This window comes from Paenibacillus sp. E194, assembly GCF_000935845.1.
GTDB lineage: Bacteria > Bacillota > Bacilli > Paenibacillales > Paenibacillaceae > Paenibacillus_B > Paenibacillus_B alvei_B.
In genome coordinates, this window is record NZ_JMDX01000022.1 from 1 (window position 1) to 11877 (window position 11877).

Consider the following 11877-nt stretch of genomic DNA (forward strand, 5'->3'; position numbering starts at 1 on the left):
CGAAGGAATGGGTTCGGATAGCTGTCGAACAGCAGCTCTGTCTTATCCTTCGTTTTCAGCTGTAGTACCGAATCCTTCGTGATGAATGCCCAGGGCATCTCATCCTGCGGCTCCATGCACACAACATTCCGAAGCTCCAAATCAAATGCAACCGTAACTGTAAAGTTACCCGTTACATCTAAATTTTTCGGAATCGGCAGGGTTAATGTATCCTTGTTGGCTAAATCCATATTCAGCTTCTTGCTGCCGATTGGCGTGTTGTTAATGAGCACCGTAACCATGGAGCGATCAAAATCAAGATTGGTCGCATACCGCATATCCAAGTGGATTTTGCTAGCCTCGGCAATCGTGCGGTTGGCTGGAAGCGATATGAAGTATGATTTCTCTTGATGCATCCAGCCTTTCAGCTTATCGCCATTGTCCGTAAGCTTCATGTCCTTGCTAATGGTGACTTCAGGTGTCGCAACATCCGTATCGCCCGATACCATTTTCGTATCCCCGTCCAACTGCTTGACCAGCTCTTGATTCGCCAGCAATCGTCCTGCCTTCACCAGCATGGTAGGATCCTGAGAAGTAACGACAAGAGTAGGCTGTGTACCCGTACGAATCACGCGGATCACCGCGGCTTGCGCGACATCTACATTGCCCAGCTCACTCTTCCAAGCCGCCGGCAGTTGATCGTACAATGCTACAGCCACAACTGCTGTTTTCCCCTTCAAGGCATCAGCATCGAATGCATACATCGGAATTTGTTTTTGCTTCAGTCTATTTTGCTTCGCGAAACCTGATAATGCATATACGGCAGCCTCCAGTTCGGCTGGCTTGCTGCTCTTCGGGATCGCTAGCGCGTTACGTTCATCACTAACCGTATCCATGCCTATAAAATGACGGTTAAAATCGCGAATGCTCGGCTTAATCGCCTCACTCGTATATCGAATGGAGGCGCCTGCTGTCGCAAACAGCTGCAGCCAGTTGTCACGTTTCTCCGACGGCATACAAATTTGATTTGCATCAGTAGTGACAATATAGCCTTCGATCGTCAGCGTGTTGTTCCCTTTCACCAGCAGTTCCTTCGGGACGGATACCGTAAGCCGCCGTTTCGGATCATCGCTGACGTCAGGACGGAAGGAATGAAACTTTTTCCCGTTCAATGACAGCGTCACGCTTGACCGTTCTCTTTTCGTCAAAGGCGACGCTTTATAATCTACATGAATCTTAACTTCATCAACCTTCCAATACTCCTCAGTCTGGAAGTTGAACTGTCTGGAGGACATAATCCCGGATAAGGATGTGTCCGCACTTGAAAATGTCTCTTCATACGTACTCAGTTGAGCAGAGCCCATTGCGGGAGCCACAGCTGCCGAGGCCTGTCCAAGCTGTCCGAATAACAAGGACAAGCAAGTCATGCCGACTACGATCCACCGTTTATTCACAAGCTTCTCTCCTGTCTTCTCTTCATAAAATGAGTATTCCGTAATCGAACAAGCTCCTATATAAATGCGTGATCAAATGGTTCGAAATACTGCGTGATCAAAATCGACCTTCTAAAAGCGTTCTGTTTTGTACCACTTGACCTCTCGCTTGAATAATAAATCCTTCACATAGTTATAGAGCCCATAAGCGGCTACGACCATCCACATCTGGCAATACGATACATACATCAGCATAATGATCCACAGATTAGAGAGCACCATCTCCCCTTTTTCCGTGATCAACGAAATATAGGTTCCTAAGATGAACAGCGTGATGGCCAGCAGCCATAAGAAGGAACTGAAGCCAGCTATCGTCGTATGTACGTAGCCTAAGGCATGTAAAATGAGCAAGATGTCGGACATGACCAATGAGGTAAGCAGCAAAAAGTAAATCGATAAAAATAAAGGATATCAAAACGGATATTTCGTGCCTTGCGGTCAAAGAGCAGCGGAATGTTTTTGATGATGACGTAAATATTACCCTTCGCCCAGCGTGTTCGCTGCTTGAACCATACCTTTACTGTCTGCGGCTCTTGCTCCCATGTTACAGATTTCGGCTGGAACTTAATTCGATAACCCATCATGTAAATGCGAAAGCTAATTTCCGTATCCTCAGCAATCGCCTTCACGTCCCAGCCTCCTATGCTTTCCACGATGCTCCGCCGCATAATGAAGTTCGTCCCCGGAATCGTGCACAGCTTGAACAGCTTCCATCGCCCTGCCTGAGCCATCCATTGGAACGACAGCGTCTCGATGTTAATAAAGCGCGTAAGCAGGTTTGTGTTGCGGTTGCGAGTACGGAACTTGCCGATTACCGCACCTAGTGTATCGTCGTTCGTAATCTCTGCTACCAGATAACGTAGAGCCGTCTTCTCTGGCGTATTGTCTGCGTCGTAGATGGCAATTAATTCGCCTCGGCTCTGCTTGAATCCGATATTGAGCGCGTTAGATTTGCCTTTACCACCCGTCACCGCATCCGTGTTGATGACAATCAGGTTGCGGCCGTCATGCTTGCGCTGCAAATTGCCCAGCAGCTCGCTGCTGTTATCCGATGAATTATCATTGATAACGATAATCTCGTACCGATCATGAGGATAATCCAGCGCCAATAGCGACTCCACCGTCTTCGTAATGACCTTCCCTTCATTATGGGCAGGCACCATGATGGAGACGAATGGCGCCTCGCCCTTAATTTCCGGCACTTCCTCGTTCTCGATCTTGATGTAGTACAAGTATCCTGCAATGATCAGGACGACGTTGACGAGCAAGAGCGACCAAATACAGATAACCGCTATGAGCATTAAAATATCTGCAGTCGTCATGGCTATCTCCTTATTTGTAATATTTGCGCTTGTACAGTCGTTTACCCACGATGAGAAACCCTGTGAATGCAATAAGCGTCAGTACGATAATGACAATAAAAATTTTGTTCTGTACATTGAATAACGTCTCGAAGCTCTTCACTTCTTTTTCCTTATATACATAATCCGAACTTACCTTCTTGATCACGACATCCAAGTTTACACCCTGTCCGTTAATGGTCACACTACCGCTCCGAGACATAATGATGCTGTTGGGGGTACGAACGGTATGGGAGGCGTGTTTATAATCAGAAAATGTTATCCAGCTGCTCTGCAATTGCTCTACGATGTCGTCCAGCTTCTCTTCTGTGTCGGGAAAGTCAAAGGTTAATGCGGTATTCATAGGCATTGCAGGCATGAAAGTTCCGGAATGACCGAATTGCTCTAAAAATCCAGGCTGCATGCTGAATGCGGAGAACGGGAATGCCTTGGACTCATTCGTCTGAATTCTGTACTTCAACGTCTTATTTGGAAACAACACGACTGAGTCCGTAAAGCTCATGCCCTCTTCTGCATATCTTTGGTCATATGTCCAGTAGAAGTCCGCTCCAAGTCCCAATGGTGCAACCCCATAGTCTGCAAGCACGTCAATGAACCCTTCCATCTTTCCCTTTAATGTCGTATCGCTTAGATTGACCGTTGAGGCTACGACTGGAGCATTTGCAATAATGCTTCCGTTGCGGGATTGAACATACTTCAGTGTTTCCATATATCGCTTCATAGCTGGATAATCGGTATTCATGAACACCGGCTGCACACTTGCGATGAACGGAATCCCCGCCTCGTACATCCGGTCGGCAAGCCGCTCCAGCAGCTGCAGGTCGGAGAACGGATATACTTCCTTGAAAATAACGTAGCTGCGCGCCTCTCCTGCATTGCCCAGCCAGTCCTTCAACAAATGCGACATTGCCAGTTCACTGATATTGCCCCGCTCGAAATAAGCTGCGTAGCCGTAGCGTCCGTTGCGCACTCCATAAGGAAAATCAGTCGGAGCGCCTGCTGGGCTCAGGCTCCCGTAACGGGTGCCTGCAGCATGCTCGATAATGGTCACTTGCTCGGTACGAATTGCATCTTGAACCAGGCGGTCAATAGCGATTCGAATTGGGCCAGGCACTCCACTGTGAACGCGAAGCTCTAAGCTTGCGGTCACCGCTGCAGGGACTCTCGTACCGATGTGCAAGTAGTCACCTCGATACTGTTCGACATCCTGAAGGAAATCCTGATTCGATTCCTTCAGATCAGTCAGATTATGAATCCCTATCACCTTCGCATAAGCGTCCATCTGCCCCCTCTGAAATTGGTCAGAACGAACGAGCGTAACCTGCACGCCATAGGATGCCAGCAGGCGCTGCATTGCCTCGACATTTCCCTCTCTCGTTGTCCCTTTGTCCAAGCTGTCGTAGATGAGCAGCACCTTAGAGGCCGCTTGCTCTGCTGCGTGAATGGTCGTAGGCACCCCACACCCAAGCAGTAGCAGCAATGCAAGCATGCATACAATTAATTTTCTTTGGATCACGTTACATCACCACCTTGGCCCCCTCATGAGCATGAGTGCTGGCATCAGAAGTAAGCAGTGCAGAATCTTCATCCTGCCTGCTCCATAAGCGTCTGCGTATAGCGTCAGACACCGTTACAAACGTGACAAGGTCGAACACCGCCGTAAACACAAATTCATGCTTCGCCAAATCGGCATCCCCCGCACCAATAATGGACACCGCAATTCCCGACAATCCCATCAAAATCATGATAAAGATAAAGGAGAATCGGATCATGCGCCGTATTTGCTTGGCTCTTGCAGCCGCAACAAAGGAAGGCATGTACAATCCGGCAACAAGCACAATCCACAAAATCACGAAGCCGAATGTTTTCGGCGCCATTTTAGCCTTCAGGATGCTGTAGCCCGAGAAAAACGTCGTCTGCGCACGGAATGGCTTTCCAACCGATATTTCGTAATTCCCCATTGCGGGAGGACGGATTTTGAATGCGCTCTTGGCCGCCAAATCCAACATGTCGATAGCTTTAGAAGGATGAGTTACATAATAGCCAAGAATCGATACAAATCCGTATTTGTTATAGAACTGATTCTCTAGAATTTCAGAATCTACATCTACTGTGGTGTACAGCTCGTAATAAATACTTTTGTTCAGTATGGCGTACTGCTTGTCCATATTGAATTGTTCCAATGTAGATTCCGGATCATCGGATCCCATCAATATCCCCCGCGTCATCGCATGATATTGGTTGATGTTCACGAACTCCTTCGGTATAAGCGTGTAAGTGCCAATACCAGCCAGTAGCAAGAGCACGAGCGTTGAAGACATCAATGCCCGGAATGTTCTTCCTTTCCGAATAAAGATGAGGAAGATGCCAAATATGCCGAGAATGATGCCAAGAGGCGCATTCTGTTGTTTACTGGTAGTCAATAGCAGTCCGCTGGCCAACAGCACACTCATCATGACATAGTCATTGTATCGATTGCGATAGATGAGCAGCCCCGAGGCGAACACAAAGATCAGCATAATAAACACGATGCTCTCCCCAAAGAAGGAGTTAAAGTAAGCGGTATATGCGGTATCACCGAATAGAAATATCGCGATGATCGAAATCGGGTATGCGTACTTGGAAGCTACCTTCCACGTTAAGCTCTCCACGAGCAGATATACGGCAACGATATACAGCACCACGAATATGGCAGCTTGGAAGCGGATATCGAATACATCTGGATTAAATAATTGATTGAGCCAAATAGCCGCTTTGATAAATATGGACTGGGAAGAGAATAAGGTTGCAGCATTCTCGTTGTAGTATTGGAATATTCCATATTCCTTAATAAAATATCCAAAATACTGACTGTAGTAATCGGGTGCGTTGAAGTACAGGCCATTGCTGTAGAGAATTCGGAAATAGTCGCCGTTATCTGCCATTCCGATATAAGGGGGAACAAATAATGCAATACAAGTAATTGTGAATACTCCCGCGGCAGCAAGCAGTGCCGGCGAGACATATCGGCGCAGGGACTCAAGCCTCTGCCCGATTTTCAGCTTCAACCATGTGCCCGCCATCGGGTAGGCCTCCTTTTCCTATATTCAACTCAAAAAAAATGAGTCTATAGCCTTATAATTAAACTGCGTGAGATGAGTCTCAAGGAAGTATAATCGCTATTACATTCGACAGGTGACATCCATATCCCTAGGTGATTCGAGGGATATTTTGTATTTTCTGAAAACAATATTTTCACCGCAGCTCCTATTATACATGCCTGTAGACATCCTGTCAGTGGTGTCAACTTTCCATAAATGGCTCTATTATGCCCTTGCACGCAATACTGACCATAATATATACCCTAACTCCCATCTTACCAATCGGCACTGAATATATTCTTAATTCCGACTATAATCGCGTAGTTCCAAGGTCCTGTTGTTTCTTTTTTATTGCTTTCTGATATCATATAGCTATCGACATACACGAACATGCGTTCACTTTATATATACTCATCTCACATATAGAAAGGAGAGCAGTGACTATGAATATGGAATCGGGGAATAATCAGCTAGCCCAGCGAATACTCGGTTTATTTGACGATACTCCACTGAAATCAAGCCGTGTCCGCCCCTTATTCGATACCAGACAGCCGCTTGACGTAGAAATCACCTGCTTCCCGGTTTCATCAGGCAACGAGCAAGCCTTTTTGGCCGTTGAAATGAGGGTCGGGCCGCAGCGACTATATATCGTAAAGCATATTCGCGAATTGCTGCGATGCATCGACCGCGGGGAATGCTATGTATTTTCAAGGCATTTCTCCTATGATCCGTCACTGCACTGCTTTCATCCCGAGCATTTTGCCGTTATCCAACAGTTGATCGCGATTTACCGCAACGAAAATGTTTACCGTCACATGCCGCATTCCGCCATCCTTGCCAAGCAGGGCAACGACGAACGGATGCTGCTCATCCCTCCTTACTCGTGGGACGCCCTACTTCCTGCCCTTCAACAAGCTCCCTCTGTGCTCCTTGCGCATGACGGAGCGACATTTGAGGGACTGTCAGTTATAGATGAGCCTCTTCCAATACAGTTCAGGCTAGATGAGGCGGATAAAGATGCCTACTGCATTGATGTACAAGGATTAGAGCAAGTGACAGTGCTGGAAAGCTACGGAGCTGTCATCGCCAACGGGGCCTTTATTCAAACCCCGATTGAGCAATGCAAGCGGCTCTCTGACCTTAAGAAGACATTGGGCAGCGGTCGCCAGCAACGAATTCTTATATCACCTAATCAGATCGGCCCAATTATGGACAAAGTGGTTCCGGGGCTGCAGAAGCTCGGCAGCGTACGCGTAGCGCAAGCGATAGCAGATCGAGTCGTGCAGCCGGAACTGCAGGCGAAGCTGTATCTTGATCGCATTCGAGATCGCCTGCTTGCGGGGTTGGAATTCCACTACGGAGATATCTCCATTAATCCACTGGATCCGAATCGACACAAGCATACAGAGAATCGGATTCTGATGCGGAATACGGACAAAGAGCAGCGGATACTAGAAATCATGGAGCAATCGCCCTTTGTGAAGACGGAAGGCGGATACTTCTTGGATGACGAGGATGCCGAATATAATTTCATGTATCATGTCGTTCCCCAACTGCAACGAATCCTGCACATCTATGCGACTTCAGCGGTGAAGGAAAGGCTGTTCATTCCAAACGCTCCTCCCAAAATCTCAGTCAATGTGGACGAACGTATCGATTGGCTTGAATTCAAGTTTGAGATGGATGGAATATCAGAAGCAGAAATTCGAAAACTGCTCAAAGCAATCGAGGAAAAAAGGCGCTACTATCGAATGGCAAACGGCGCGCTCATGCCGCTTGAAAGCGAACAGTTCCAAGAGATCATTCGCTTCATGAATGAGGTGGGCCTTCGTCAGGGGGAGGCTTCAGGAGCAGAGTTCCGTATCCCTGTTATGCGTGGGCTGCATCTTATCGACTCCCAGGGAGAGCGGCAAGCCGTACGATTCGGCAGATCCTTCCGCAAGCTGCTGGAGAATTTGCGCAACCCGGATCATTTGGAATTCCCCGTCCCGGACAGCCTTGTTCACGTGCTTCGGGAATATCAGGCATATGGGTTCCAGTGGCTAAAGACACTTGCCCACTACCACTTCGGCGGTATTCTGGCGGATGATATGGGCCTTGGCAAGACCTTGCAAAGCATCGCCTTCATGGTGTCTGTTCTACCGGACATTCAAAAGCGGCAGCTTCCTGCGCTCGTCGTCTGTCCAGCGTCGCTCATGTATAATTGGCGCAACGAATTCACGCGCTTCGCACCATCGGTTCGCACCATTATTGCTGACGGGAACAAGGCGGAACGCATCCGCAAGCTGAATCATCTTGAGCGCATCGATGTTATCATTACGTCCTACCCGCTGCTGCGCAGAGATATTGAATGGTACGCTAAGCACTCTTTCCACACGCTCATTCTGGATGAAGCGCAAGCGTTCAAAAATTACGCGACTCAGACGGCCCAGTCTGTGAAGGCTCTCCAGGCCGAGTACTGCTTCGCGCTTACCGGAACGCCTGTAGAGAATTCGCTGGAGGAGCTATGGTCCATTTACGATGCTGTGTTTCCCGGATTGTTCCCAGGGAGAAAGGAGTTCAGCGACCTTCCGCGTGACGTCATAGCGAAGCGCTCCCGCCCATTCCTGCTGCGGAGATTGAAAACAGATGTATTGCAGGAACTGCCGGAGAAGATCGAATCCCTTCAGGCATCAGAGCTGCTGCCTGAGCAGAAGAAGTTGTATATCGCTTACTTAGCCAAGCTGCAGAAGGATGCCTTGAAGCATCTGGATGAAGATGGGTTCCAGAAGAGTCGAATCAAGATTTTGGCTGGGATTACACGGCTTCGCCAGCTCTGCTGCCACCCTGGCTTGTTCATGGAAGACTATACAGGAAGCTCTGCAAAGTTCGAACAGCTGCTGGAGATTATCGCAGAAGCAAGAGAGGCTGGCAGAAGACCGCTTATCTTCTCCCAGTTCACAGAGATGCTCGCACTGATCAAGCGAGAGCTGGCGGAACAAGGAGTGTCCTACTTCTACTTGGACGGACAGACGCCGAGTGCTGAGCGAGTGGAACTGTGCAGCCGATTCAATGCAGGTGAGCGCGACTTATTCTTGGCTTCCTTAAAGGCAGGAGGCACAGGATTGAACTTGACCGGGGCAGATACCGTTATTCTGTATGATCTCTGGTGGAATCCTGCCGTGGAGCAGCAAGCAGCCGATCGCGCCCATCGGATTGGGCAAAAGCAGGTTGTACAGGTCATTCGTCTTGTTGCGCAAGGAACCGTTGAGGACAAGATGTATGAAATTCAACAGCGGAAGAAGAACTTAATCGAAGAGGTCATCCAGCCGGGAGAAGAAGCGATATCTGCCCTAACCGAGCAGGATATCCGTGATATCTTGAATCTATAGAGGCAGCTGCTCGAATCTATAGAGCCATCAGTTCGACTTTTTAGAACCACCAGTTCGCGTTATAAAACGAATTAGTCCCTAGATGCGTAAAGCAACTAGGGGCTCTCTTGCGTTCATCCTTGCTCTTTCCCTCGTATTTCGTGCAAAGCTGCAATATCTATTCGTTTATCCGATCTGCAAAGACTGCCATGGCGTCGCGCATGAACACGGCAAGACCCTCACCGAACTTGTCGATATTTTTCGTGAATCGTGCGTCATCTACATACATCTCACCCAGTCCCTTGAATGCTTCAGGAGAGTAATTGCCCATTGTATTCAAGAAGTCATACCATTGTTTGATCCCTGCCTGCGCTTCTTCTGACTCCGGCGCAGTTCCACGCAGTTCTGCCAAATGGAAGTATATCGCATTCATCTTCTCTCCCATGGAGGTCTGCTCCTCCTTCGTCATATTCCCAACCTTAGCATTTGACGCGTCAACAGCCTTATCTCCCCACCGCTTGCGCGCTTCTTGCTCATATGGATTATGACTGAAGTCGAAGCCTTGAAACTTCTCTTTGTTTGTCATTTGAATTTCTCCTTTTCGATGTAGTATCGTCTTATCCAGCGTCTCCAGCATGACATCCAGGCGCCGGCGCTTCTCTTGCAGCATGCTGCGGTGCAGTTCGAGTGCTTCGGTCTGATCGAATGTTGGGCTGTGAATAATGTCTTTAATCTTTTTCAATGGGAAGCCCAGCTCTCGAAAGAACAAGATTTGCTGAAGCATGGCCAGATCCTCATCTGAATACTGTCTGTAACCCGCATCCGTAACTTGAGCTGGGGACAGAAGCCCGATCTCATCATAATGGTGCAAGGTACGCACGCTAATGCCGACGATGTCCGCCACTTCTTTTACTCTCATGATTGCCATGTAACCTCCCTTCAACAACTACTATAAAGTATCACGTAACGTGAGAGTCAACTTGCTTTTATTGTTTTTTTCAAGCTTAATTCCCTCTTTTTTGACGTTCCAACCATGGAGTTGGAAGTTTGGAGTGCTTGAAGTGGATACATACCCAAAATGCCCATATTAAGATATGTACAAGCTTTCCTAGAGCCATCAAAAATCGGGAATCAATAAAAGGTCGAGTCAGGACTCTCTTTGTCCCCAACTCGACCTTTTTGCTTTTTGTCAACTCTCTTTAGTTCGCTGCATGAAGCGGCATCGTAAAGCTCTCCGCTACGGTTCGTCGATGTTCCCAGTTATTTTTACGTACCGTAATCGTCCATGATGCATCGTCGATTTGCTCGTAGTTCGTTATCGTATGCCCGGCTTCGGCGGCCCAACGAGGAATGCTCTCCGTAGCTTGCGTGCAGTCGAAGTCAATGACCAGCTCATCGCCACTGTTCAGTGACTGGATCGCCTCCTTCGCCTCGATTAACGGAAATGGACATACCATGCCTAGTACGGCTAATTTCGTTTTCATGTCATTCTCCTCCTATACGGTCTTTGCATGATAAGAAGCGCTTAGCTTGCGACTTGCCTTGGTACGCGGCCGTACATATACGAAATATGAAGCCGTCCATGTACCCAAAATCATGAAAATGAGCGATACCCATCCTTGCCAAGTCATCATGGCCGTCATAACGAGCCCGTTGCCAATTGAGCATCCACCTGCCCAACTCGCTCCGAAGCCCATGAGAAGTCCCCCGCCGAGGCTGGATACAGCTGTCTTTGCATCCGGTGCCCGGAAGCGAAATTCGCGGCTTCCCTTCGCTGCCAGGAAAGAGCCTGCAAAGATGCCAAGCACCAAGAAAACGCCCCAATTCACATACTTGGTACTATCGCCTGTCACCAGGTATTGCAACAGATTGGCTGACGGCGTCGTAATGCCAAGACCGGACATCCGTCCTGTTGCTTCGCTCAGCGGCCATGCGAGCAGCGCAATAATTCCTACAAGAGCAGCTGTAGCAAACGGATGCCAGCGCTTTTCGAACAATAGATGATTGAGTCCTTTCCGTTTCGCTGGCAAGGTTGGAATCGCAACAGCAGGTTTACGCAGCTGCTTGCTAACAAGCCATAATGTCACGAGAGCGAGCACGGCGATGAACGGCCATACGGACAATCCGAATGTATCCGGGATGGAATTATTCGGGGCGGCATACTCCTTTAGCCCATTGTTGACAGGCAGCAGCGCACCTGACTTCATAATGGCGCTCATCACCATATATCCGAATAAGGCAATCCAACTTCCGATCAAACCTTCCCCGGCACGATACCATGTTCCTGTCGCGCAGCCTCCCGCCAAAATAATGCCGATGCCGAATATGAATGAGCCTACGATCGTGCTCAGCCATTGAAACGAGCCTGCCGTGAACTCCACCAAGCCAAGCTGGATGAGCGCAAATACGCCGATGCTTTGAACCGTGATAGCGATGAGCAGCGCATAGAACATCCGATTATCCTTCGCTAAATACATATCACGAAATCCACCTGTCAGGCAGAATCGGCCGCGCTGCATGACAAACCCGAGCAGTATCCCGCATAACAATCCAGTAATGATCATTTGTGCCAAATCGTATATCCCCCTTATTTATACCTAGTAATACAATAGGA

At 48.4% G+C, this 11877-nt stretch carries 6 protein-coding genes and 2 pseudogenes; 1 reads left to right on the plus strand and 7 read right to left on the minus strand.

Annotation, left to right across the window (positions count from 1 at the left end; all coding sequences use genetic code 11):
* The 4 genes and pseudogenes from AZ66_RS04885 to wsfD form a co-directional block, all read right to left on the minus strand.
* Window positions 1-1433 (minus strand): cellulose biosynthesis cyclic di-GMP-binding regulatory protein BcsB (locus AZ66_RS04885; RefSeq protein ID WP_052648397.1); only part of this gene is annotated, 1433 nt, incomplete at its 3' end.
* A 111-nt stretch (window positions 1434-1544) separates the two neighbouring features.
* Window positions 1545-2794: pseudogene (locus AZ66_RS04890) on the minus strand (glycosyltransferase family 2 protein).
* Window positions 2795-2804: 10 nt separating this feature from the next.
* The gene (locus tag AZ66_RS04895) at window positions 2805-4349 is read right to left on the minus strand and encodes a hypothetical protein (protein ID WP_052648398.1); all 1545 of its coding nucleotides are present in this window, start codon (window positions 4347-4349) and stop codon (window positions 2805-2807) included.
* A 1-nt stretch (window position 4350) separates the two neighbouring features.
* Window positions 4351-5895, minus strand: coding sequence for a glycan biosynthesis hexose transferase WsfD (gene wsfD / locus AZ66_RS04900; protein ID WP_044353832.1), 1545 nt, complete (start codon window positions 5893-5895; stop codon window positions 4351-4353).
* A 461-nt stretch (window positions 5896-6356) separates the two neighbouring features.
* On the opposite strand from wsfD, the gene AZ66_RS04905 reads away from it, so the two are divergent.
* Window positions 6357-9284 carry a DEAD/DEAH box helicase gene (locus tag AZ66_RS04905; RefSeq protein WP_044353833.1) on the plus strand — a complete coding sequence of 976 codons (2928 nt, stop codon included), beginning with the start codon at window positions 6357-6359 and terminating at the stop codon, window positions 9282-9284.
* 157 nt (window positions 9285-9441) lie between these two features.
* On the opposite strand, the gene AZ66_RS04910 is transcribed toward AZ66_RS04905, so the two are convergent.
* From AZ66_RS04910 to AZ66_RS04920, 3 genes and pseudogenes are all read right to left on the minus strand, one after another.
* Complete coding sequence (locus AZ66_RS04910) at window positions 9442-10191, minus strand: MerR family transcriptional regulator (RefSeq protein ID WP_082061456.1); 750 nt, start codon at window positions 10189-10191, stop codon at window positions 9442-9444.
* A gap of 337 nt (window positions 10192-10528) precedes the next feature.
* Window positions 10529-10747 (minus strand): annotated as a pseudogene (locus AZ66_RS04915) (sulfurtransferase TusA family protein); the annotation flags it as partial.
* Between the two features lie 12 nt (window positions 10748-10759).
* Window positions 10760-11827, minus strand: coding sequence for a YeeE/YedE family protein (locus AZ66_RS04920; RefSeq protein WP_044353851.1), 1068 nt, complete (start codon window positions 11825-11827; stop codon window positions 10760-10762).
* Between the last annotated feature and the right edge of the window lie 50 nt (window positions 11828-11877).